This window comes from Shewanella donghaensis (assembly GCF_007567505.1).
GTDB lineage: Bacteria > Pseudomonadota > Gammaproteobacteria > Enterobacterales > Shewanellaceae > Shewanella > Shewanella donghaensis.
On sequence record NZ_CP041783.1, the window covers coordinates 2,742,069 to 2,767,779 of the forward strand.

Annotated in this window: 14 protein-coding genes and 1 pseudogene; 6 read left to right on the forward strand and 9 right to left on the reverse strand. The window is 42.2% G+C overall.

Annotated features, from left to right (window positions below):
* Positions 1-8: 8 nt before the first annotated feature.
* Positions 9-1,244, reverse strand: coding sequence for a tyrosine-type recombinase/integrase (locus FPK91_RS11720; protein WP_144211425.1), 1,236 nt, complete (start codon positions 1,242-1,244; stop codon positions 9-11).
* A 681-nt stretch (positions 1,245-1,925) separates the two neighbouring features.
* On the opposite strand from FPK91_RS11720, the gene FPK91_RS11725 reads away from it, so the two are divergent.
* The 3 genes from FPK91_RS11725 (at position 1,926) to ftsZ (ending at position 5,847) form a co-directional block, all read left to right on the forward strand.
* A complete protein-coding gene (locus FPK91_RS11725) occupies positions 1,926-3,248 on the forward strand; it encodes an ATP-binding protein (RefSeq protein WP_144211426.1) in 1,323 nt (440 codons plus the stop codon).
* Between the two features lie 383 nt (positions 3,249-3,631).
* The gene (locus tag FPK91_RS11730; RefSeq protein WP_144211427.1) at positions 3,632-4,639 is read left to right on the forward strand and encodes a helix-turn-helix transcriptional regulator; all 1,008 of its coding nucleotides are present in this window, start codon (positions 3,632-3,634) and stop codon (positions 4,637-4,639) included.
* A gap of 53 nt (positions 4,640-4,692) precedes the next feature.
* The gene (ftsZ, locus tag FPK91_RS11735; protein ID WP_144211428.1) at positions 4,693-5,847 is read left to right on the forward strand and encodes a cell division protein FtsZ; all 1,155 of its coding nucleotides are present in this window, start codon (positions 4,693-4,695) and stop codon (positions 5,845-5,847) included.
* 124 nt (positions 5,848-5,971) lie between these two features.
* Here ftsZ and FPK91_RS11740 read toward each other — a convergent pair whose 3' ends face one another.
* Together FPK91_RS11740 and FPK91_RS11745 are read right to left on the reverse strand one after the other, a co-directional pair.
* Positions 5,972-9,034 carry a UvrD-helicase domain-containing protein gene (locus FPK91_RS11740; protein WP_144211429.1) on the reverse strand — a complete coding sequence of 1,021 codons (3,063 nt, stop codon included), beginning with the start codon at positions 9,032-9,034 and terminating at the stop codon, positions 5,972-5,974.
* A gap of 159 nt (positions 9,035-9,193) precedes the next feature.
* Positions 9,194-10,135, reverse strand: a complete 942-nt coding sequence (locus FPK91_RS11745) for a LysR family transcriptional regulator (RefSeq protein WP_144211430.1) — start codon at positions 10,133-10,135, stop codon at positions 9,194-9,196.
* Between the two features lie 455 nt (positions 10,136-10,590).
* On the opposite strand from FPK91_RS11745, the gene FPK91_RS21220 reads away from it, so the two are divergent.
* The gene (locus FPK91_RS21220; RefSeq protein ID WP_144211431.1) at positions 10,591-15,621 is read left to right on the forward strand and encodes a S8 family serine peptidase; all 5,031 of its coding nucleotides are present in this window, start codon (positions 10,591-10,593) and stop codon (positions 15,619-15,621) included.
* A gap of 132 nt (positions 15,622-15,753) precedes the next feature.
* On the opposite strand, the gene FPK91_RS11755 is transcribed toward FPK91_RS21220, so the two are convergent.
* A complete protein-coding gene (locus tag FPK91_RS11755; protein ID WP_144211432.1) occupies positions 15,754-16,536 on the reverse strand; it encodes a PepSY domain-containing protein in 783 nt (260 codons plus the stop codon).
* On the reverse strand, positions 16,533-17,219 hold the full coding sequence (locus FPK91_RS11760; protein ID WP_227006554.1) for a peptidase: 687 nt from the start codon (positions 17,217-17,219) through the stop codon (positions 16,533-16,535). Before FPK91_RS11760 ends, FPK91_RS11755 begins: the two co-directional genes overlap by 4 nt.
* A 301-nt stretch (positions 17,220-17,520) precedes the next feature.
* Here FPK91_RS11760 and FPK91_RS11765 point away from each other — a divergent pair, with 301 nt between their 5' ends.
* Together FPK91_RS11765 and FPK91_RS11770 are read left to right on the forward strand one after the other, a co-directional pair.
* Positions 17,521-18,681: a Kelch repeat-containing protein gene (locus FPK91_RS11765; protein ID WP_144211433.1), complete on the forward strand. Its 1,161-nt coding sequence runs from the start codon at positions 17,521-17,523 to the stop codon at positions 18,679-18,681.
* A gap of 138 nt (positions 18,682-18,819) precedes the next feature.
* Positions 18,820-19,308, forward strand: a pseudogene (locus FPK91_RS11770) (hemerythrin domain-containing protein); the annotation flags it as partial.
* Positions 19,309-19,463: 155 nt separating this feature from the next.
* Here FPK91_RS11770 and FPK91_RS11775 read toward each other — a convergent pair.
* From FPK91_RS11775 to FPK91_RS11790, 4 genes are all read right to left on the reverse strand, one after another.
* Positions 19,464-22,586: an efflux RND transporter permease subunit gene (locus tag FPK91_RS11775; RefSeq protein WP_144211435.1), complete on the reverse strand. Its 3,123-nt coding sequence runs from the start codon at positions 22,584-22,586 to the stop codon at positions 19,464-19,466.
* Positions 22,587-22,597: 11 nt separating this feature from the next.
* Positions 22,598-23,749: an efflux RND transporter periplasmic adaptor subunit gene (locus FPK91_RS11780; RefSeq protein WP_144211436.1), complete on the reverse strand. Its 1,152-nt coding sequence runs from the start codon at positions 23,747-23,749 to the stop codon at positions 22,598-22,600.
* Positions 23,750-23,751: 2 nt separating this feature from the next.
* Positions 23,752-25,080 (reverse strand): TolC family protein, encoded by a 1,329-nt coding sequence (locus tag FPK91_RS11785; RefSeq protein ID WP_144211437.1) that lies wholly within the window; start codon positions 25,078-25,080, stop codon positions 23,752-23,754.
* 144 nt (positions 25,081-25,224) lie between these two features.
* Entirely contained in the window at positions 25,225-25,608 is a 384-nt protein-coding gene (locus FPK91_RS11790; protein ID WP_227006766.1) for a hypothetical protein, read from the reverse strand.
* Between the last annotated feature and the right edge of the window lie 103 nt (positions 25,609-25,711).

The following is a 25,711-nucleotide window of genomic DNA, read 5'->3' on the forward strand; positions in this document are numbered from 1 at the left end:
CTCCTTTGCTATTGAGATTGCTTTTCATGTATGACATTTTCGGGATTAAACTCACCTAAAGCAGTAAGCCATTTATCAAGTGCTATTGTTTTCTCATCTATATACTGACTACGGTTATAGATCCCCGCGACCCCACTAATTGAGTGACCTAATAGGTGCTCAACAATATGCGGTGCGACGCCTATATCACTAAGGCGGGTAGCCAATGTTCGCCTAAAGTCATGAAATGTCCACTTCGATTCATGACCTAATTTTTTCCAAATCGCACCACCATATGCGCTAACAGCTTCTGGGTTTTTAAACTCACCCAATACATACCCAGACTTTTGATTTTTGGCTTTCAATCTTTTAAGCCAAGAATACATACTGATAGGGATTGGTCGAATAATTAACTCTGACGTTTTACTGTTGGCTTTAGGAACAGTCCAGAGACCTTTTTCAAAATCCCATTCGTTCCAGGTAGATAATCGAATTTCTTGAGTTCGTGCACCAAAAATGATTAATAACCAGATTAAGTTTGAATAGTATTCCTTGATAGAGCCCGATTTCACTAGCTCAATGACATTTTGCAGTTCAACTTCTGTTAGCACCCTATCACGCTTATTTTGCTTTTTACCAACATCTGTAGTCGTTAAGTCATCAATAACGTAGCTGGTGGCATACTCTCTCTTTCTACAAAATAACAATGCTTGCTTTGCCCCTTGCAAGACTTGACCTGCTGCGACTGGAGCTCCCTTTCGTTCATTAGGGATACCCTTCTTAATTCGATCAAAACATTCCAACCATTGCGGTTTAGTGGTTTTCTCTAAAGGATACTTTCCAATATAGGGGTATAAATGACGTTCAAATTGGGCTTTTGTCTTATCAACGTTTTTTCGATGCTCTGTGGCATATTCCACCAGCCAATATTCAAGCGCATCTTTAACTGTTACCGCTTCTTTACGTTTAACTTTCACCAGTGATAACTGAATAACAGGATCTTCGCCGTTATCTAACCATTCTCGACACTGATCTCGTTTAGCTCTAGCTTGTTTGATTGACGTTTCTGGGTATTTTCCCAAACTAGCCCACTTAGGATTAGTTTCCCGCCCACCAAGTCGGTATCTAAAAACCCAACCAATTACGCCTGTTTTTGATATACGAACAGATAGCCCATCACCATCTGCAATGACAGTTTTCCCCACATAGGGTTTGCCTACAATCTTACGTAATAACGTGTCTGATAACTTATTAATAGCCGCCATACTAACCCTAACTTGCTACACACCGTGCTACACACCGTTTGGTTGACGAAGAAAAACACCTACAAACAGCCCCGAACAACATTATCCGTAACCACATGATAATTAGCAACTTAAAATACTAAATCCGAACAACACCGAACACTCACAAACAAAAAAAACACCCAATCAGATGATACGGCATGAACTAAGAAAAAAATTCTTAAACTGTTGTATTGAAACGGGCTTTCCATAAATGGAAAGCCCGTTTTTGTTAGGTTGCTACACACTGATAAATATTAAGATTTTAAAATCTTCTCGCGGTAATAAAACTAAACATAGTTATTATAAAAAGAGGGAAATGATGACATTTCCTTTAAATAACCACATCTATCTATGGTTTAAAGAGTGTAGTGGTCAAGAAATATTGGCTACAGTCTTAGAGTTTAACCAGAACTAATCAATCTCATCGCACAAATCCCTTATTTTTCTAGCAGTTACCTAGCACTGCCACTTCAATCATCGCTTAGCATTTTAATTGCTTTGTAGGCGACTAACTGTAATGGTCTTATAAGTCAGAAATTGCATATTCATATTAAACTCCACACCTAAAAACACACTTTAACGCGCATAAAAGTGTGTAAACTTGCTTTTTTATGCGCATTAAAGTGTAATAAGTCTATATATGAAAGTTCGGAGTGCGTTATGCAAAGGTTATTACTGGGTAAGCTATTAGAGTGGAAAGACAAGGTTGAGCGTAAACCCTTACTCGTTGACGGTGCTCGACAGACTGGCAAAACCTACCTACTGCAAAGCTTACTGGGGAGCAAATTCGAACGCACTTTACGAATCGACTTTCTTGAATCTCCCGAGATGGCTGAGGCTTTTACTGGTTCACTCACCCCTGCTGATATCATCTCTAATATTGAGCTACTGACAGGTGAGATGTTCGAACCTACCACTGATCTGCTTATATTGGATGAGATAGGTGAATGCCCACGAGCGGTCACCGCACTTAAGTACTTCGCTGAGAAAGCGCCCCACATGTATATTGCGGCTAGTGGCTCTAATATTGGCTTACTCGACAGCTTCCCTGTTGGCAAAGTCGAACAGCATAATCTTCGCCCCCTCTCCTTTCATGAGTTTCTACTCGCATCAAATGAAGCGCCACTGATTAAAGCTTTTGAGGGACAGGTCAACAATGCCGCTGCACATAGTAAATTATTCGATAAACTAACTGACTACTACTTTACTGGCGGTATGCCTGAAGCAGTAAGCAGCTGGTTTGCGCTAGCCAATGACGGCATACTTGAACGAATAGAGGCTGTGTCTCGTGTTCAAGCAGACCTAATATCTGGCTATCAGCGTGACTTTGGTAAGTATTCAGGCAAAGTCGATACAGGCTTGATAGAAGCGGTGTTTAACAATGTTCCATCTCAGCTTTCAGCGGTCATAGATGAGTCCGTAAAACGCTTTAAGTTTAAAGGTGTCCATGAAAGAAAGTCTCGTTACAGTGATCTAGAAAGTGCGATTACTTGGTTAGAAAGGTGCCGCTTAGTTTTAAAAAACTATCCCGTTGATGGTATGCCTAAAAGTCCACTAGCTGCCTATAAGAAAGATAATATGGTCAAACTATTCTTGTTTGACGTTGGCCTTCTTAACCATATGCTAGGGGTCAGCTACAAAGAGGTTAAGCAACAGGGTTACGAGTACAAAGGCTATGTTGCGGAAAACTTCGTTCAACAGGAGTTAGCCGTACAAGGTATTGATCCGACTTATTCATGGGGTGATGCACGCGCCGAAATAGAGTTTATTATTGCAGATGATGAAGGCCGCATTGTGCCTATTGAAGTGAAAAGCGGTAAGCGCACCAGAGCCAAGTCTTTGGAGTCATATATAACCAAGTGCCAGCCCCATAAAACAATCAAACTGACAGGTACTCAAGGCTCACCTGCAACTGAACAAACAAACCTCGTGATCCCACTCTATTTCACTGAGTTTGCCATGAAGCAACACTTAAAGAGTTAACAAAGTGAATCTAGAACAGTAACTTCGGTAACGACTAAATTAATGATTAACCACTATAAGGTGGCTAATCATTTCCTTTTTAGACTGCCTTAGCCATACCAATCTCTACAACATTATCAATTGGGTTAACTAAGTGCTCTAACCAATCACACCACATGTCGAGTGCTTTAGCTGATTTGTTCAAGTACCCCCATATGTACCCCCGTTGTTTTGTTGCCCCTTCCTGTATTCGATTCCGCTTTCCTTCAACGCAATTCCCAAGCTAAAACTTTAGCTTTTGCTAATGGTTAAATGTCAGATAATTATACAAAAAACGCTTAGTGCGTCAGATTCTGTCGCAGGGTAGTATTATGCTCATGGCATAGAGAATCGGGAGAACATCGATGCAAATCAATATCCAACGCCAAATTGCCATGCTGGAGCAAATACCTACTCACCCAAGGCGAATTACCGCCCATGACATCGCCGATAAACTGCAAAGTCGCGACTTTGATGTGGGGTTGAGAACAGTGCAACGGGAGTTAAAAGCCATGCATGATATGGGGCTTTTTGGCATAGTGCTCGATGATAGAAGCAAACCTTTTGGCTGGTCGATTGCCGCCTGTTGGCGTGGTCTTAATCTGACCTTGATGGACAATCATATGGCATTAGCGTTTCACACCCTAAAGCACAGCGCTAGCCAACTGCTGCCTCCCCAAAGCCTTAAGCAGCTGACCCCCTACTTTGAACGTGCGGATCAAGTATTAGGTAACGACCCTGATAACCCTTGGCTTTACTGGGCATGCCGTGTGGCGCAGTTACCTAAGCCTTTTCCTTTTATTATTGAGCAGCAAGATCCACAGATATTTGAAGCCGTGCAATCGGCACTGCTCAATAAGCGTCAAATTGCCTGCCAAATAAAACGGGTTATCGAAGGGAAAAGCTATTGGATTGATTACACGCCCATCAATCCCGAAGGCATTCAGATAACAGATGGCGTCGCGCTGCTGACCTTTACTATTGGCACAGTTGAACCAAAACTTTTTGCAAAGTCCATCGACTTATTACGCAATGTGCGATTACTCGATACGCCTGTAATTACTCGAAGTGATGTAGAAATTGCCCGTAGGAAAGCTGAAAACCAATCGGAGCTTATTGAGATTGAATTGCTTTTTTCTCCTTCGGCAAACTTTATCATGCGAAACTTGAAGCTAAGTGAAAACCAACGTGTTGAGCAATTAGCTGATGGAAGATATCTCGTTTATGCCACGGTGGAGGACACTTCAGGGTTAAGAACGTTATTGTGGAATATGGCTGATAAGGTAGAAGTGGTCGCTCCTCTCCAATTAAGAGCCCATTTCACTCGATTAATTAATAAGGTCAATGCTCGCTATCAAAATGATGCGACTTAGCCTGTCGCACCCTTAGGTTACGGTATTGAAAGTAACCTCAAGGAGATGAATCGATGTTTGACCTACTCGCACAAACCAAGCAAACACCGCGTATTGCCGTTTTCGGAATCGGGGGTTGTGGATGTAACACTATTAATCAACTTAGTCAGTCCCCTCTCAATGATAATGTACAACTTATTGCCGTCAATACGGATGCACAATCACTGGAAACCTCACAATGTGAGACTCGGTTGCAGATTGGCCTTGAAACCACCAAAGGTCTTGGAGCAGGCGCTAAGCCTCAAAAAGGTCATGAAGCGGCACAAGAATCTGAAGCCCAGCTTAGAGAACTTATCGAATTAGCAGATATCATCTTTTTCACCGGCGGTATGGGCGGTGGAACAGGCACGGGGGCGATCCCGTTTATGGCCTCTATCGCCACTGAGCTTAATAAACCATTGGTAGTCGTCGTTACTACCCCTTTCAGTTTCGAAGGACACCAAAGAAATCTTCTGGCCAATAAAGGTGTCGATGAATTAATGCAGCACGCCAATGCCGTAATAGTTTTGCCTAACGACAAACTCGCTAAAACTCTGGACAAGAAAGTCAGCCTTGTTAACGCTTTTTTTGAAAGTAACCGTATTTTGCAAGATGTATTACTGGGGTTAACCACCACCATTAGTCAATCAGGTTTGATTAATATCGATCTCAATGATTTCATTGCTGTTGTGGATCACCAGGGACAAGCCGCTATGGGAGTGGCGAAGCAAATGCCTGGGGAAGATTTGCAGCTGACTATCAATAATGCGCTTAAAAACCCATTACTGGAAGATGTTGACCTTACTCATGCAAAGGGCGCGATTGTGAGTGTGATGGCCTCTGAAAATATTGAACTGAGCCAATATAACTTTATTGGAGAAACCCTACATCAGCAATTAGATGAAAGCGCACTGGTAATTATTGGATTAACTATCGTTCCAGAGCTTGATTGCGAGCTAGAATTAATGGTGATTGCCACAGGGATTCAAACACCGACTGAGCATTCAGCAGTAATCGTGGATGCCTCGACAATAACACCTCAAAAAGAGCGATTTACTTCAGTTGAACTGCTGAATATACATGAATTTCTAAAAGAAAAGTCCGACAGTAGTAACGATGATAAACATGACTTAGCTGAACTCGACACCCCAACATATACCCGCAACTTAAATCAAAGTTCAGCGGGGTAATAAAGGTCTCCTGATATAAGGTCAGACTTTAGAAGTTAGAAGCCAGAATTTAGAAGCAAAAGCTCAGCCGACAATAAACTATCTTCAAATATCAATATAACGATTCAGCACCAAGGTAGACATGTTAGTTGGGCAATATGAGCTTTGCTTTATCCACTGCATGTCTGCAACTTGGCTTGTTATCGTGATGGTTCTTGTCGTGACCGTTCTTACCTTGGGGATTCTGACCTGGTAAATTTCTACTCTGTGAATTGTTACCACGATAATTTTTACAACCCCAGAATTCACCTCTAGCACTCTTCCTAAGTACCATATCAGCACCACAAACACTGCACAGCGGTGTGGTATGAGCACACTGATCATTGAGGCAGACTTTAAAACCATCAAAACGTTTACGCGTCATCGGGCTTGCACAAAGCGCGCATCCTTCTTCTTTGTGGTCACACAAAGGGAAATGAGAACAGGAATAAAATGATGTAAAGCGCCCAGTTCTTGGTTTTAAAATTCCTGTGGTACACCGAACACAGTTAATATCCTCAAATAGGCTTTGCACTAATGATGTGGTGAACTCTTCTTGCTCAATGGCATAGTCTTGCTGAATTAGCTCGATGACAAACGGGCTCACATCGGTCATATCAGCGAGTACATAGGCCCGATGCTTAGCGCGGGTTAATGCCACATAAAAAAGTCGCCGCTCTTCTGCAAACTCAAAGTCTTCACTTTGCGGTAAAAATGCATCTAATAAAGGTGGGGTTATTTTCTTGGACGGAAAACCATGCTTGCCTGTTTTCATTCCTGTGATAACGACATAGTCTGCTTCTTTACCTTTTGAGGCATGAAAAGACTGGCACTCTATGGTGATGTTTGGATATTGATGATTAAGTTGCCTTAAGGCATTTCTATCTGGTAACTGAAACCAAAAACGGCTGAGTAAGTACACTGTGGGCTTATATTTTACACCATCATCACCCTTTAATACTCTAGTGCTGATTGCAGTCAATGCTTGCTCTATTGCATTTGGAGTGGGGTTTGCTGCTGTTGCGACTTCATTTTCGCCGCGCTTAATAACTGAAACCGCAGGTTTGGTGACTATCACCTTAGAGCGAATGTCCTTTTTTAGTTGCCCAGGATTTTGAGTCACAAACTGGGTAGCCACCTCGCCAATGCTGCTATTAAACCTGAATGTTTGGTCAAGATAGGTTTTTTCAGTTGCACCAAAATACGCGGTAAATTTTGTCGTTAAGCTAACATCTGCACCCGTAAATCGATAAATGGCCTGCCAATCATCTCCGACGCAAAATAGTGAGGCTGTGGTTTTACTCTGTGGAGGGTAAGCCTGAGTTAATGCTCTTACTAAACGCGCTCTAGGTTCTGAAATATCTTGGAACTCATCCACCATAATATAGCGCCACGGACTGACGAATTGTGCTGTTTCGATATAAGCCAGTGCTTTTCCAATCATATCTTCAAAGTCGATATCACCATTGGCTGATAGATGTTGCTGATAGCGGTGCAAAATTGGCTCTAGCAATTCAAATGCTTTGCGGGCTTGAGTTGGGTCAGCGGCATTATTGAAAACATGCTCTAAACCTTTAGCGTCGAGACAGGCTGATTTATAGAGGCCGATTAACAGACTAAATAACTTAGCGAGTTCAGTAACACGCCCAAGCTCATGCAATGTTTCAAGTATCGCCTCATCGGGTAATGGCGCATATTGCACTTTAAATGCCGTTACAGCCTGTTCAAGCTCATCGATTAACACCGCCTTTTTATGTTGGTAGTAAAATAGCTCAACACAAGCAGTACCATGCTGTTGATGTAATTCACGTTTCCACGCCATTGATGTTAGATAAGCTTCATTATCAATATATGGGGCGGTATTACTGGCTTCATCTATACCGTAATATTCAATATAAACGTCATATTCAGGCAGGTAAAAGTCCGGCTGGTACTGCCGAAAATCAACACTGCTGACATCGTGTTCATATTTCGCTTCATAGCGATATTCAATGCCATGACTAAACAGCCAATTGGCAATATAAAGCTCACCGAAACTCTTTACTCGCTCGCCTTTGAGTGTGCGAATATCATTAGCAGTTAAGTATTCGAAATACTCACCTTCTGAATCAAAATCAAATGGGCTTTTTTCAACGTAATAATACTGACTGAAATACTCAAATAGCGGTTTGCGGTAGTCTTTATCCTCTATCAAATTTTCAAGTGTATCTTGTACCCATTTATCTTTGGCTTTTTCATCATCTGCCCAAGGTGACAAACTGGGTTGTTTACCTTCTACTTCGGCAATAATCTTTAAACCCAAACTGTGAAAGGTACTGGCTTTGATATCATCAGTGCCGAGTTTTTCTTTAATGCGGACATCCATTTCGTCAGCGGCTTTTCGACCGTAAGCCAACAATAAAATATCCGTAGTTTGGGCTTGACCGCTTGCCACTAAATAACCAGCACGGCCAACCATTACGCTAGTTTTTCCTGTGCCAGCGCCTGCTAAGAGCAAGTTATTATCATCATCAATCACACAAGCTTGACGTTGCTTAGCTGTAAGTGGCATTGATTCAATATGCTCAAAAAAATCAGCATATTTTGTGAGTTGCGACTGTACATATTGCTGCCTAATTTGCGTTACTTTGGTTTTATTCCAGCTATTAAAACGAGACAGTTTGATTAAGGCAGCTTTGAGGTCTTCAGATAAATCAACTGACTTGCACCAAGGGAACCAACGGGCATATTCACGCTGAATTCTTAACTGCATTTGCTCAAGTAACGATTGACGTAGGTATTTATTCGCCAGGGTATGTTCAATGCGAGCGATTAATTGGCATAGCTTTTTTTCATGGGCATGCGCCCACAGTATTTCGATATCTTTTTTGAATGATGATTTTGAGAAGTAACCTAGAAATGAAACTTGGTAAAGCTTACCTTCGGCTTCAAATCGTAATAGGCAACCTAAAAAACTCGGCGTAAATTCAGCTGGTGATGCTAGCTGATCCCAGGATATAGCCACCTCTTCAAGCAAGAGCTTAGATTTCAAGAAATACGGAATCGAATGACTTTGGTGACGAGTAAATACAATGCCTGCAGCAGTTAAGGTAATGCCATTGGGTTTACCTAAATACAAACGCCCAAACCAACTATAAGGAATACTTTTTTCAATGTTTTGTGGTAACAATTTTAAACCTACGACTAAATGGTTTCACGCATTAAACTGTTGATATTCAGGCGTTACTATATCTCAATAATTCACGACTCAATATTTTCTTTTCAGCTTAATGATATTAGCCTCAGATTTTTCAGTAATAATTTGTTCCACACCAAAGTTGCACCCAATTTATTGAATGTGTTTATTTACGCCCACTGATTCTTTTACATAGTTAGCACGCTGCACAAGGAGGTCAGTAAAGATTTTCATCGCTTCGCTTTGAGTCTTTTCTGCTAAGCTGATGATGCTGAACCTAGCATTAAGTTGCGGCATCAATTGTGGATTAAGCTGTACTAATGTCCCCGCTAGTAATTCATTACGCACTGCAATTTCAGGGGTCAACACCACTAAGTTAGAATTAAAGATAGAGTCTTTTATTGAATGAAGTTGGTCAAAACGAATTAAACCGGCAAAGTCTTCGCGCTGTAGTTGGAACAACTCTTCAAATTGATTGGCTACTGTTATCGGCAGTAACTGTGGAATTGCCATTGGATAATCACGGAATGTCGGAAGATAAAGCCTCGGCAGTTTAACCAGTGGGTGTTCAGGACGACAGCAAAAAATAACAGAGAAAGGCGGTAATGCCTGCAGGCGTAATAATGAGTTATCTTCAAGTCCGGAATTCCGAGCTTCTGCCACAAATAAATCTAGTTTCCCTTGCAGTAACTGCTCAGTTAATGATTGCCAATTACCTACTCTTAAATCAATAGTCATATTGGCACAAGTTTGCATAAACGGCGCTAATATAGGGCCTACCAAACAATTGGATGGAATAGGACTCGCACCAATTCTAATTTCATCTTCATTATTACCATGAAATATGGCGATATCATGTTTTAATTTATCGTGTTGTTTTACGATATTCTGACAATGATTTAATACCATCTCACCTAATAAAGTGATTGTCATGTTTTTAGAGTTTCGTTGAAATAACTTACCACCAACTAATGACTCAAGCTTTTGTAAACTTTTAGATAAAGAAGGCTGAGTAATATTTAATTCAGATGCCGCCTTATTAAAATTTCTTAATTCAGCCAATACAACAAAGTATTTTATATGACGTAACTCCATCTCAAGCCTTATTATATATTGAACATTTTCATCATTATTAAATCTGCCTAAATCTACCCATTTCTATATTTCGAATCTACCATAAAATTATTAAAGTCCGTTACAAAACCCACCTTGTTAAACTCTTGTGCTTCAACTCATTACGATAGAGTAATTAGTCTTATATTCACAACAATCATTTTGTTTCACTTTGTATCATTACGGGTAAAAATAAGCTTAGTATCTTCTAACTGAACTCCACCAGCATCTATATATTATGCAGGAATAGATATAAACCACTGTTAAGTAAGCCCATTCCATAATACCTCTTAAACATAGCCTCTCATGCTTTTTCGATAAAGCTATAGTTCAATTCATAAAATGAATTAGCAGCTTAAGTAAATACACGTTAAATATTAATGTGACAAATTTGTTAAAAGGATTTGCACTCATAAATATTGATGGAAGAAAAGACAATGAAATTTAAAAAAAGTTACATAATGACCCTTGCGGCCATTTATGCGGGGGCTGTAGGTGCAAGTGCTGACAGCGCTAATTTTGGTGGTGTATATTCTGAGAATATTAAACCTATTATAATCACTGATGCGATTAAAAAATATAACGATAATAAAAATAAAGACCGTTTGTCAGGTGAGATTATAACTCCATCTCGTAATAGTAATGGTCGTAATGTTCATCGTGCTATTACTAATTCAGATCAAAAAGTATCTTTTGTTTATGAAGATAATATTGAGGGTGAGCAAACTTATATTATCCAATTATCAGATAAGCCAGTGTCATTATATCAAGGTAGCGTTACAGGATTAAATGCCACCAGCCCTAGAGCCAATAAAATTCCTGCGGCTTTAAGCCCACAGTTACATGATAAGGTCGATGTGCATAGCACCGATGTACAATCCTATCGTAATTACTTAACCGAGAAACAAGCCAGTATCACATCGCAAATTACCAGCTTAGTGGGTAATGCTAAAATCATCGATACTTATCAACTGGCCTTTAACGGTATGTCGATGCGCATGAGCCAAGAGCAAGCTGCCAATGTGGCTAACTTAGCCGGCGTGGTCAACGTTACTCGCGAAATGATCTACCAATTACACACTGATGTTGGCCCACAACATATCGGCGCAGACAAATTTTGGACAGGTGAAGTTACTGGCGAAGAATTTACCGGTAAAGGCATTGTTGTTGGTGTGCTCGATACAGGTATTAACTCAGACCACGCTTCATTTGCTGCACAAGGTGATGACGGTTATGTGCATCAGTTACCTTCACGCTACGAAGGTTACCTTGGTGACTGTGAGCTAGAAGAATTTGCAAGTATGTGTAATGACAAGCTCATTGGTGTGCGCTCATACCCCGTCATAACAGATACTTATAGCGATGAAACTTTTCAGCCTGATAAAGGTTGGTGGGAAATCGAAGGCCCACTCAGACCCGCTAATGGCGAAGATTATAACGGCCATGGTTCTCATACTGCCTCTACTGCAGCGGGTAACGTGATTTTAGATAGTGCCTATATGGTACCTGATGTGGGCGTAACCAGTGACGGTAAAGCAACCAACTTGATGCTGCCACGTATTTCTGGTGTAGCGCCTCATGCCAATGTAATCATGTATCAAGTTTGCCATCCAGGTGACGCCAGCTTTAACAGTTATACCGGTTGTCCAGGTTCTGCACTGCTCGCTGGTATTGAGGATGCTGTGGCTGATGGCGTCGATGTGATTAACTACTCTATTGGTACCGCTTATGGCGCATTTCCGTGGGAATCCCCGACCGAAATGGCCTTTCTAGCCGCCCGTGAAGCCGGTATTTCGGTTGCTGCCTCGGCTGGTAATTCTTTTGACCCTTCTGAGGCATCTGTGCGTCGCGGCGCGATTGATCATTTATCACCTTGGTTAACCTCAGTTGCAGCAACAACCCATAGTCGTGAGTTTAGTGTTGAAGGTAAAGCACTCACCGATTCAATGGGCGGCGAACAAGCGTTGGCTGACATTACTGGTGGCGGTATAACTGACACCTATACAGGTCCTGTGGTCGAAGCTAAGGCTTATGGCTGGGAATATGAAAAGTGTAATGAAACCTTCCCTGAAGGATTTTTTGATAATTCACCTGAAGGTATCCCATACGACACCGCGCCTATCGTCGTATGTAAACGCGGTGATATTGCCCGAGTTCAAAAAGCCATTAATGTGGCAGAAGGCGGCGCAGGTGGCTTTATTTTACGTAATGCGAGCTCAAGCGAAACCGTAAGTAATGACCCGTATGTCATTCCAGGCATACAAATTCCTTATAGTGCTTATTATGGTGATGCTTCAACCAACTATTTTGGGCTATCAAGCTGGCTATCAGGTGGTAGCGATCATCAGCTAACCATTACTGCCTCAAATGTGGTCACCACTGAGCGTGTCCCTAACGCATTAGCCGATTTCTCATCTCGCGGTCATAACTTTGATAATCCAGAAGTAATGTCACCAAATCTAGCTGCCCCTGGTGTCGATATTTATGCCGCTTGGGCCGATGATATGGCGTTCTCAATGTCTGGGATCCCTGGAGATTTCAATACCATTAGTGGTACCTCTATGGCAGCCCCTCATGTTGCTGGTGCAATGGCATTACTAAAGCAAGCACAGCCAAGCTGGACCCCTGCACAAATTCAGTCAGCATTAATGATGACGGCGAGTTTAGCAGATGTAACTCGTACCGTTGAAACTTACCCATACCTTGATTTAGAAGCTGCAGGCTTTAGCGATGCGGGTAGTGGTGTGATTAACGTTGCACGCGCTTATAAAGCGGGTCTGATAATGGACGAAACTGGTGATAACTACCGCGCTGCTAATCCTAAAAGCGGTGGCACAGTTAATACCTTAAACGTGCCATATTTTTACAATGAAAGCTGTAATGGTACTTGTACCATGATGCGTACATTCACAGCGACCGCTGATGGTAGCTGGACAGTTGACGCTGAATCGTTAGCAATGGAAGGGGCTGACATGTTGTCATTAGAAGTGTCGCCTCAATCATTTAGCCTTAGCAAAGGCGAAACTCAGGCCATCATGCTGACAGCTAAAGTGTTAGAGGTTCAAGCGCCCGGCGCTGACTCATCGTCATTACGCTTATTGGGTGATGTCACTATTACTCCAGAAAGCACTGATATGCCAATGCAACATTTACCCGTTAGCATTCGATACAGTGGTACCAGTTTGCCTGAAAATGTCATGGGTAAAATCCATAGACAACAAGGCCATATCTTAACTCCAGAAATCAACACTGAAGAAATTCAAACCTTTAATAGCCGCGTCAACGGCTTAGTTAAAGCAGAAGTCTTTGATGTGCAAATGCAGCGCAGTGATGTACGCGACTTAGGCAGTGCCGCACAAGCACGTATGGATGAAGGCCAAGTGGTTAACTTCTTTGACGTACCAGAAGGCACCAAGCGTATCGTTTGGGAAGTGATAAAAGCAGACTACAATGCATATGCTTCTATTGATATCGGCATGGACGTTAATAACGATGGTGAAATTCAGTGGAATGAAGAAGCCATTTGTTACTCACGTATTGATAACAACGATTACTGCGCCATCAATAATCCAACCCCAGGTACTTATTGGGCTTATGGTTCAAACTATAAGTATGAGCATGAAGATGAGGATAACCTTGCTGATAACATGACGTTTGCTTTAGCCGTCATCGGCGATCAAGACGATGCAAATCTGACTGCGGTTGGCCCTGACTCATCAAATGGTATGGACCCTTACCGTGTGCAGCTCGACTATGATCTAACTGACGCACAAGAGGGCGATGTTTATTATGGTTATGTCGGCATTGGTAGTGACAGCTATAACGATGATAACTTAGGTTATATACCAGTACAGCTTATTCATGACGGTAGCGATACTGAAATTGAAGCAAGCCATACTAGCGCTAAAGTGGGTGATATTGTTGACTTTGAAGTCAGTGTTGCACCTAATTTACTCGGTGGAGAGCGTCAATTAACCCTAAGTACTGAACTTGCTGCTGGCTTCCAGTTAATTGAAGATAGCGTTCAGGTTTCTGGCTTACCACAATACACTGAAGACATGACAATTGATGGCAACACCATTGCATTTAATACTTTGCAACCTTCATCATTAGATACTCCACGTCACTATGTGTTTACCACCAGTGTAGATGATGCTACTTGTCGTATTCCTGCGCAGATGCAAGATACCAGTGACACCTTTGTCGACATCCCATCACAGTATGGTTTTGATGACTTAGATCTAGCAGGTTACTCTAATCAGTATCTTAGTTTACCCATGTCGGCAAATGGCTTACCGCACGTACCTTTATATGGTGCAGAGCAAGACATGTTGCATGACCTATTAGAAGTCTCACCATTTGGTTATGTGAAATTTGACGAAATGCCTGATTTCTACAACTATCACTTTGAGTTTAATGATGCCTTCCAAAACTTCCCCGACACTATAGTTGCGCCATTATGGCGTGGTGACGTGATGATGCCAGAAGCAGCATTCCGTGATGATGTCGGCGCCGTAACTAACTTAGTTTATGCGGCAGTGATTGAAGACTATTATGTGTTCCAGTGGAAAGGTGGAGAAGAGATTTATAACCGCTTTACTGGCAACCGTAATCCTGATGCATCAGCTTACTTTGATGTTGAAACCATTATTTCAACCAAGTTAGATTTTGCACCAGGCGCCCATGAAATCATGTTTGGTTATCAAGCGATTCAAACGGCTAATGCACACTTTGGCTCAATTGGTTTGCATGGCTATTATGGCGAGCGTGGTACTTATGGCCCTGTTGAAGGCTGGTTAAATGATGGTTTTGCTTTCAATGATGTCGATGACAAAGTAGCTGAAGGTATGCTGGTTTGTGCTGACTACCAAGGCCCTGAAAGTTCAGCATTAACGGTTAGCTTCTCTGCTCGTGTAGCGGCTTCGGCAACGGGAATGGATAATGCGGTAACAGTTAACAGCCAATACGCTGATTCAGAGTTAGTGACTGTATCTCATACGGTTTCTGCGCCAAGTAATATCCAAGTTGCAGGTTTTGCAGATCAAATGATTGAAGAAAATAGCTCTGTGACTCTAGATGTTGTTTACTCCGATCTTAAAGCTACCAACAATGGCATTATGGTTGCGGGTGATAACATCACTGCTGTAGTTGAAGGTGATAGCATTACTATTACTCCAGATGCTGATTGGTTTGGTGAAACCATGATATCTGTAACAGTGCATGATATGGCTTACCCATCAGATCAAGCGACCACCAGCTTTATGCTAACGGTTAGCTCTGATGGAATAGAAAATGGTTGTACTGATTCATCTGCAACTAACTATGATGCCAATGCTAATACCGATGATGGTTCATGTACCCTCCCAGTTGTGGAAGAAGCTAAATCAAAATCAAGCGGTGGTAGCTTAGGCTTCTTAGCGTTAGGTGTATTAGGTTTATTTGCAGGCCGTCGTCGCAAGCTTCATTAATATTAAGCTTTATGACTATATAGGCATGTTAAGTTAACAATGCCTATTAAAAAGACCCTCAGATGAGGGCCTTCTTTTGTGTTATTTTTAGTATTTGAAAAGAAAATCATTTAACAATAGGATTTCACTTCACTACTTCAAAGGTATTTTATAGCGCTTATTCACTAGATTCTCTCCCACCCAATACAAACCAGATAACGATAACAGTAAGGTCATTAAGCCAAAGAACCAGCTAAAAGGGTTATTGAAACTGCCTTGATGTAAGTAATCCATAAAGTGCAGTTTGAACATTAAATCTGCCAGTTCTGTATCGGAATTCTTGTGGCCAACTAACTGTCCATTAATGGCATTAATGTATATTCGCGTCTCAAAATCATCATCCATGTTGATTTGCCACAGAGGATTACATTCTTTAGGCCACTCGCTAATCGGCGGCTTAAGTTTATTAGCACTGATAACGCTGCCCGGCCCCATGTAACTCTTGATGGCCAACGTGGTTGCTAATGATGAGTCAATATCCATCACTTCGCCGCTATAGGCATTGATGAGCGTTTGCTGCTGACACTCATGTTTATAACGCATTACGGTTTCAGTCAGTAAATACACTGGATTGTTATTCAATGAAATGAGTGCTAATTGCTGTTGATTCGGATGGCTTGTCAGTACTTGCTTTGCCGTTATTAGATCTGCAGCATTGAAATTAAAGTCTTCATGGCCAGCATGATGACTATATGCCATGCCTTTTAGCGCTTCGTGTGGGGTGATATTAAAGTAAATACCAGTCCCTAACCAAATCAAAAATTGTAGGCTAACTAACGCGCCTACCCAGTAATGCCAGACTCGGATCCAATGCTGTAACCGCTTGGTTTTCTTACTTGGTGTTTTGCCTGTTCTAACGCTCGATTTAGCACTCATTTCACATACCTCTTTCGGCGTTGCCACACTAACACCAGGCCAGAAAACACAGCGATAAATGCGCTTATTGAAGTATAAAAGAGTAATTGATTATCAATGGCTTCACCGTCGTTATAATCCATGATGTGCCACTTCCAAAACAAGTCAAACAAGCGCCAAAATTCATGTCTACGGGTGACCACATCGCCGCTTTTAGCGGATATATAGAGGGTTGTCATGCCAATATCGTCAAACTCAGCTCGCCACACAGGTAAATGCCTTGCAGATAACTCAGCTGGAGCATTGTGTTCGATAAGGCTCATTGAGCTTAATTGCGACGCTGAAATTGATGGCAAATATGAGGCAGCTATCTGTCGTGCCTGTTGCTCACTAAAGGGTTCAAGTACCTGACCCGTTTGTGCATCGATGAGTAGCTTATCATCTGCTAAATTGACTTGATAAGCTGTTTTATTAAGCACGCTTTTAAGAGATATCTGCAGTGCTTGAGGATACTCTCGGTAGACCTTACTTAACGGATATTGTACTTGAGAAGGGTCAATAACTTCTACTTCGCTAATCACATGATCGCTTCGAATAAAGCCGATATCCATCAACACAAAGTAGCTACCGGTCACGCTCCATATGATGATGGGAATCGCCAGCAGCAGCATTAGCCATCGATGGAGAAAGTGTGCAGATGTCATTTTTTTCAATAATGTTTTAGAGAGCAAAATTTATCGTTACCCTTGTTATTATTTGAATTTAAGGTGCGAATACGGTTAATTCTAACTAAATAATGAGCGTCTAAATTACCTGAAACACCCTAATTTTCATAGAAATTTCATTGTTATACTTTCTTATAAAGGCTTCGCTCGATAGCTTATTTTGTGTAAAGTATGCTTGCATATACTGAAAAGAATACGGCTTACCATACTAATCATTGCACTGCTAACGACACTAATAACAACAGTAATAACAAGAGTGCTAACCCAAAAAAGGATTTACATGAAACTGCCTTTAAAACTCAGCTCAGCTATCTTATTAACCATTTCGGCACCGATTGCTTTTGCAACCTATGCGCCCTTGCCTGAGTCAGTTTCAAATAATGCCATAGCCAAAGTCACTACAGATAAAACCCAGTACTTACTAAGTTTTACTGGGCTTGCTGAATCAAAAGATTATCTCGCGGTGCATAACAAAGCGTGGGCGCTTGATCTATCGGATCCCAATAACCAATGGCAGCCCATTAAAGATGTTCCTTTTGTAGCCCCTTTGGCTGGAAGATTAGCTTCTATAGCTGTCGGTGTGGATGATCAGGCTTATGTATTTGGTGGCTACACTGTGGCTAAAAATCATGAAGAAATTAGCACTGTCGATAATTACCGTTTCGACATCAGCGCTAATGAGTACCAGCGTATTGCCGACATGCCCGTCGCTGTTGATGACACGGCAGCCAGCGTTTATCAGCAACGTTATGTGTATTTATTTGGCGGTTGGCATAACGATGGCAATGTTAATTTAGTCCAAGTGTATGACACTCAAACCGATACTTGGTCTCAGGCAAGTCCGATACCTGCACCTGCCGTTTTCGGTCAAGCTGTGGCCATGGTTAACAATAAAATTGTCTTATGCGATGGTGTGAAAGTTCAGGCTAATATAGGTAAACGTCGCAGCTATGCATCATCACCCGTGTGTTTATATGGTGAAGTGAACCCAGAGAATCATTTAAGAATTAGCTGGCAATTACTGCCACATTATTCTGTTGCTAAGACTGGAGAAAGCGACCTGAATAAGCCTGCTATTGCGCATTATCGAATGGCGGCAACAGGCGTAAACTCGAATATAAGTAATAAGAAAGATAACGATGCAAACCTTGATAAAGCAGGCTACGCCATCTTTATCGGTGGCAGTGATAACCCATATAATTACAGCGGCATAGGTTATAACGGCGAACCGAGTCGTCCGCAACAATTTCAATACAGTTTCGACTTTGCAAATAAAATATGGCTAACCCCTACCCCGCTTTCTACTCCATCAATGGATCATCGTGGACTGATTTGCCATGAGAATAATCTGTTACGGATTGGCGGTATGTTAGAAAACCAAAAAGTGACCGAGCATGTATTAAGTTCTCCACTAACGGAGCAACAGCGCTGCAATCAATAAGTAACGAATTATCGTTATAAATGTGATCTAGCTGGCATTTTTACTGATAGTTTATTGAGCATTTTAAAGATGCATATAGAATACATGTAATTTATATGCATCTTTGGAACTTTCATGACTACATCTTCAAGCTTTGAGCAATTACAGGTACTCCCCCTCGGAAAACTCATTGATTATATTGAAGTGACTCATCATCAATATGTACGTGAAACGGCGCCTTTACTAGTCGAATACACCCAAAGAATGGTGCAAGCACATGCTGCTGACCATGCAGAAATTCAGCCATTAGCGAACCTTGTTGGTGCATTAGTCGCAGACTTGATGCCACACCTTATGAAAGAAGAGCAGATTCTTTTTCCTGCAATGAGACGTTTAGGTGATGGCTTGGAAGTAAACGGTTGTTTTGGCCATATCGGGAACCCGATAAATGCCATGGAACACGAGCATGACCATGCCGGTACTATCTTGCAGCAATTACGTGATTTAACCCAAAACTACCAAATACCTGAAGGTGTTTGTAGTACCTGGCAGAAGTGTTATAAGACACTAGCTGAGTTTGATGCCGACTTACAAACACATATTCATATTGAAAATAATTTATTATTTCCAAAAGCACTTTCCCTGTAAAAATTTATACCTATTGCGTCACTTTAAAAGTTCATCATTTTTAATGGTTCTTGCTCCCCCAGCAGAACCATTTTTTTTGCTTTAAATGTCTCGTCATAAAATAGTTCAAAAAAAATGCCTCGCATTAACCGAAGCATTTATTCATCACAATAATCTTATACCGCTTTTCTCTCACTGCGTTGATGCGCCATCCGATACAAAATAGGCAGCACAAACAAGGTTAATAAAGTCGATGAGATAATCCCACCAATCACCACGGTAGCAATGGGACGTTGTACTTCTGCGCCAGTGCCAATATTAAGTGCCATGGGCACAAACCCTAAACCGGCCACGAGTGCGGTCATTAATACTGGTCTTAATCTGATTAAGGCACCATCAATAATGGCATTAAGTAGCTCGCCTTTTTCTTGATATAACTGCCGAATAAAACTCAGTAATACCAAACCATTAAGTACTGCTACCCCCGATAATGCAATAAAGCCAACCCCCGCAGAAATCGATAATGGCATATCCCTAATCCACAGCGAAATTACCCCACCCGTTAGCGCAAGCGGTATGCCGGTGAAAATAATCAGCGCATCTTTAACTGAACTAAAGGCCATTACCAGTAAGCCTAAAATGATGGCTAAGGTCAGTGGCACCACTATCGATAATCGCTGACTTGCAGACTCAAGTTGCTCAAATGTGCCGCCGTATTCGAGCCAGTAACCCGCAGGAATATCCACTTGTTCGGTGATTTGTTGCTTAGCTTCCGTCACAAACGAGCCCAAATCTCGCCCGCGAACATTGGCCGTTACGACAATGCGGCGTTTACCATTTTCACGGCTAATTTGATTGGGAGATGGCGCTATATCTAAGCTGGCAACTTCAGATAACGGCACATACTCACCAGATGGCATGACTATGGGTAAGTCTTGTAAATGCTCTACATCTTGGCGGATATTTTCAGGTAGTCGAATAACCATTTTAAAACGGCGATCGCCCTCAAAAATCAGTCCCGCTTCATCCCCGCCGATAGCCGTTGCAACAAAGTCCTGTAACTCCCGTACTGACAGACCATAATTCGCCAAAGCCATCCGATTTGGCTGAATAGACAACATGGGCAAGCCAGTAACCTGCTCAACTTGTAAATCCGTTACACCATCAATTTTCTCCAGCACCTCGTGGATCTCATTTGCGGAGGTCAATAGTTGTTGTAAATCATCCCCTACAACTTTAATGCCTAAATCAGCGCGGACACCTGATATCAGCTCGTTAAAGCGCATTTCAATCGGTTGTGTTAGCTCAAAGTTATTACCTGGCTGGCCTGATACTGCCGCGACAATATCAGCAGCTAACTTGTCATAACTCATTGTCGGTTCTGGCCATTCATTGCGCGGCTTAAGCATAATGAAGGTATCGGCAATGTTCGGCGGCATAGGATCGTTAGCCACTTCAGGGGTACCAATTTTAGAGAACACATTTAACACTTCAGGAAAGTGCTTAATACGATCTTCCAAGAGTAATTGCATTTCAACAGATTGCTCTAATCCAGTGCCAGGAATACGAATCGCTTGCAGTAAAATGTCTTCTTCATTCAGTTGCGGAATAAACTCTGAACCTAATGTGGTCGCAAGCCAAATAGAAAAAGCCACCAGCGCAACCGCGACACTTAATACTAACCAACGTAACTTCATTGCAAGGATGAGTAGCGGCTTATAAAGCGACTTACTTAGGGTAATAACGCGGCTTTCTTTGTCGCTAATCTTACCCGTCATAAACAGTGCAACTGCAGCTGGCACAAGAGTTAAAGATAGGACTAATGCTGCCAGCAATGCCATTACAACGGTTGCAGCCATAGGGTGGAACATTTTCCCTTCTACGCCAGTTAAACTAAACAATGGAATATAAACAACGGTAATAATTAGCACACCAAATAAGCTCGGACGGATGACTTCGTTGGTCGCCTCAAACACCAGCTGTAACCTTTGTTTGCGCGGTAAAATCTGTCCACCATTTTGCGCCTGAGCTTGGCCTAATCGGCGAATGGCATTTTCGACAATAATCACTGCGCCATCGACAATAAGACCGAAATCCAACGCGCCTAAGCTCATTAAGTTTGCCGACACGCCGGCCTGCAACATACCCGTCATTGTTGCTAGCATCGCAATCGGAATAACTGCCGCTGTAATCAATGCAGCTCTAGCATTACCCAGTAAAATAAATAGCACGACAATGACCAACAAAGCCCCTTCTACTAGGTTTTTTTGTACCGTATACACCGCTTTATCAACCAGTGTGGTGCGATCATAAACCGCTTCAACCTTAATACCTGCTGGCAATGACGCCTTAATATCTTCAAGCTTACTCGCTACAGCCAATGATACCTGACGAGAATTTTCGCCCACCAGCATCATTGCGCTACCGAGTACTGTTTCTTTACCATCGCGGGTAGCTGCACCAGTACGCAGTGCTTTACCAATGGCTACTTCGGCAATATCAGTAATGAATACCGGCGCATTATCAACACGCTTAACGACAACATGTTCAATATCATTAATTGAAGTTAATTGCGCAGCTGAACGAACAGTAAGTTGCTGGCCTTCTCGCTCAATAAAACCTGCACCGCGGTTACTGTTGTTGTTTTCAAGGGCTGATTTGATATCACCAAATGAGATGCCATAGGCCAACATCTTCATGGGTAACGGCGTAATATGGTACTCCTTATCAAAGCCGCCAATGGTATTAATCTCGGTAACGCCATGTACTTGTGCTAATTGAGGCTTAATAATCCAGTCTTGAATTTCCCGCAATGCGGTGGCATCAAATTCGCTACCATTAGCTTGCTTAGCATCAGGCAGCGCCTCAATGGTGTACATAAAAATTTCGCCAAGGCCGGTTGAAATTGGCCCCATTTCTGGCTCAATATCGCTGGGCAGCTTTCCTTTTATGGCATTTAAGCGTTCATTAATGAGATTACGGGCAAAATACAAATCCGTACCCTCATCAAATACCACGGTGACTTGCGATAACCCATAGCGTGAAAGGGAGCGAGTATAAGACAAGCTCGGTATACCCATTAAGGCATTTTCAATAGGGTATGTGATTCTTTGCTCGGTTTCTTGCGGTGAATAGCCCTCTGCTCGTGTGCTAATTTGCACCTGCACATTGGTAATATCCGGTACCGCATCAATAGGTAACTTTTGATAACTCCACAGCCCTACTGCAACCAGCAGTAGCGTTAAGAACATCATCATCCAGCGTCGAGTAATGGCAAGACGCAAAACTGATTCAATCATGTGCGTCTCCTTTAGTGAACGTGCGCAGCACTAGATTTTTCAAGATCGGCTTTTAATAAAAAGCTATTATCGACCGCGTACTCTTCGCCCACAGCTAAACCCGATAAAAGCTCGCTCATCTGACGGTCTTTTTTACCCAGAGTGACCACGCGCTTTTCAAAGCCTTCATCATTTTTAACAAAAATGACTTGCTGATCTTCCATCACCTGCAAGGCGCGATTATCAATGACTAAGTCAACACTGCGCTTACTTAGGGTCACTTCACCTGATAAAAAAGCGCCTACTGTCCATGACCCTTCGCTATTATCAATTGGCGCTCGAGCACGCAGGTACGCCTCGTTATTCATTGGATTCAGCAAGTATTCAATAGCAGATGTCACGCTTAATTGTTCAGATTCAACACTGAGCTTTTGGCCGATAGAAACACGGCTTTTCTGACTAGGAAAGACTTGATATTCAGCCCAAAGTTGACTGTTATCAACAATGCTCAGTAACACATTATCAGTAGCCAGTTCGCCAACGTTTGCATTACGACTCACCACCACGCCGCTAATTGGCGCTTTAATCGAGTAACGTTTGAGGCTCGCATTAGATTCAATTTCTGCAATCACTTGTCCAGCTTGGACTTTTTCGCCCACTCCCACATTTAATTGGGTAATCAAACCCGCGAATCGGGCTTTCACATGACTGGTATTGCGCTCAGGGACAATGGTGCGGCCATATAAGGTTAATACCTTTTTGATTTCACCTGCTTGAGCTGAATGAGCAACAATGCCAGAAACGGCCATTTGCTCTGTACTGATATGCACTTGCCCTTCTTCGTGTTCATCTTCATGGCCATGTTCATCTTCATGACCATGTTCATCTTCATGACCATGTGCATCTTCATGACCATGTGCATCTTCATGACCATGTTCATCTTCATGGCCATGTTCATCTTCATGACCATGTTCATCTTCGTGTCCGTGTTCATCTTCGTGTCCGTGTTCATCTTCCTTATTACCATGGGTAGCATGCAGCGTCTCGTGACGACTATGATTGGGCTCTGAGTGTTTTTCTTCATGCTGATGCTCAGCTGACGCTTGAACCGATATTGAAAACAATAATGTCATCAACATGGCAAGATGACGCACAAAGAAGTGACTAGAAATACTATGGTTCATGGTTAAAATCCTTGGAAATCACGAAAGAAGGAGTGCTGAGATGCAGGTAATGGTTCAGCTATCAGTTGCTCGATATCAACACCAAACCGCAAAGCGGAAGCCGCTGCATCAATCAGTGCCCGACGTGAGAACAATAATTCCTCTCTTGCGGTTAGATAATCAAGATAGTTATAAAGTCCCTGTTCATAAGCCTTTTGCGTATCTTCTAGGGCTAAGGTTAACGTGGGAATAATGCTGTTTTGTAAACGATTGACCGTCACAATGGCTTGTTTTCTGCTGGCATAAGCACGGTATAATTGCGCATACAATTCTCGTAATGCTATCTCTCTATTAATCAGCACTTCATCTTTTGCCGCCTGCGCTGCAATGACTGCACCTGAATTTCGCTCACCGCTAAATAAAGGCACACTAAAGCCTGCCGATAGCGAGGTGTCATTGGTTTGCTGCATTTGTTTGACGCCAACAGACCAACTCACATTCGCACTTGATTGCGACTGAGCAAAACGTAATTCGGCTTCTTTCAATTGGCTCTGCGTTAAATATGCTTCAATAGCCGGACTGTATTTCACTTTTTCAAATAACGGGGCTAATGCCACATCATCGGTAAACTCAAATAAACTGCCTTCGAGGGTTTCATAGTTAACCTGAGATTCACCCCACATCATACTGAGTACTAACTTAGCGTAATCAAGCTGATGCAACTGAGTTTCGGCAGTGAGTCTGGTATTAAATACCGCTGCTTGCGCTCTTTTAACTTCAGCATCTGGAGTCACGCCCGCTTTAGCGCGTTGCTCAACAACGGTTAAGGTTTCTTCAGCCAGCGTGACAGCGTCACCCGCCAGTTGTAATTTGGACTGAGCACCCAATACATCGATATAGCGACGAGTGGTTTCAGCAAGAATGCCTAAACCGGCAATTTTTTGCTCAGCATCAAGTAGTCCACGCTTTTTATTCACAATCCCAGAGCGGGCATCTAACTTGTCACCGAACTCTATCACTGACGATAATGACACCGTTATTTCAGCACTATCAACGCCCTGATACTCGCCAGTACCTGCCACATTTTCAAGCTCAAAACCGGCTTCAAACCCCGGTGATAGCGCCTGAGTTTGCGCTTCACCATCAAGCGCTAACTGTCTAAACTGAAATACTTTTAAAGAAGGATGTTGCTGTTGAACCCGTTCTATTACCGTCTGTAATGTTAATGGTGCCGTTACAGTCTCTGCAGCATAAGCGTTAACTGATAACAGTGCTGACAGCCCTAGAAAGCGGGTGCAGCATTTTTGAAATAGCGCAGTACGCTGTTTCGAGAAACATGTATTGTAAAACATCTGAGATTAGCCTCGATTTAATACAAAAAGATAACTGCCAACTGATAACCTAAGTCTAGGAAGTCCAGTCATAGGAAAGCACAGCAGGCTTAGACAAATTCCATAAAGTAATTTGTCCATTACATAATGATTTTGATTAAAAGGTTAGGCTTGGGGAGGACGTAAAAAACTAAAGTAAGGGGACTCTACCGCGGTAGATGTAAACGTAAAGGCCACATAATCTGAATCGACAAGGTTATGCTGCACCATAGTGGCCGGGTGCATCAAGGTCATACAACATGAACAACAGTTATCAGTACATTCGCCGCAATCATCATCAACATGAATCGAGACAACAAAAACATCATCACATAGTGCTGCACTGCTCTGCCTTTCTTCATGTCTGAAATTCAGGTTAATTTCGTTTACATCAATAGCAGGTGTTTCATTTACTTGAACCGCTAAATACTCACTATTTTCATCACAATCTTGATGCTCAAAACTACAATTATCCGCCATCGCAACAACAGACTGCATCGCAAAAATCATGATCAACAATCGCGCCAGCATTGCTGGAAACGATATATTTTTGACCCTAAAATTGCGATATAAAGCTGACATTAGTGCTTAGTCTTGCCCTGTATGATGTAAA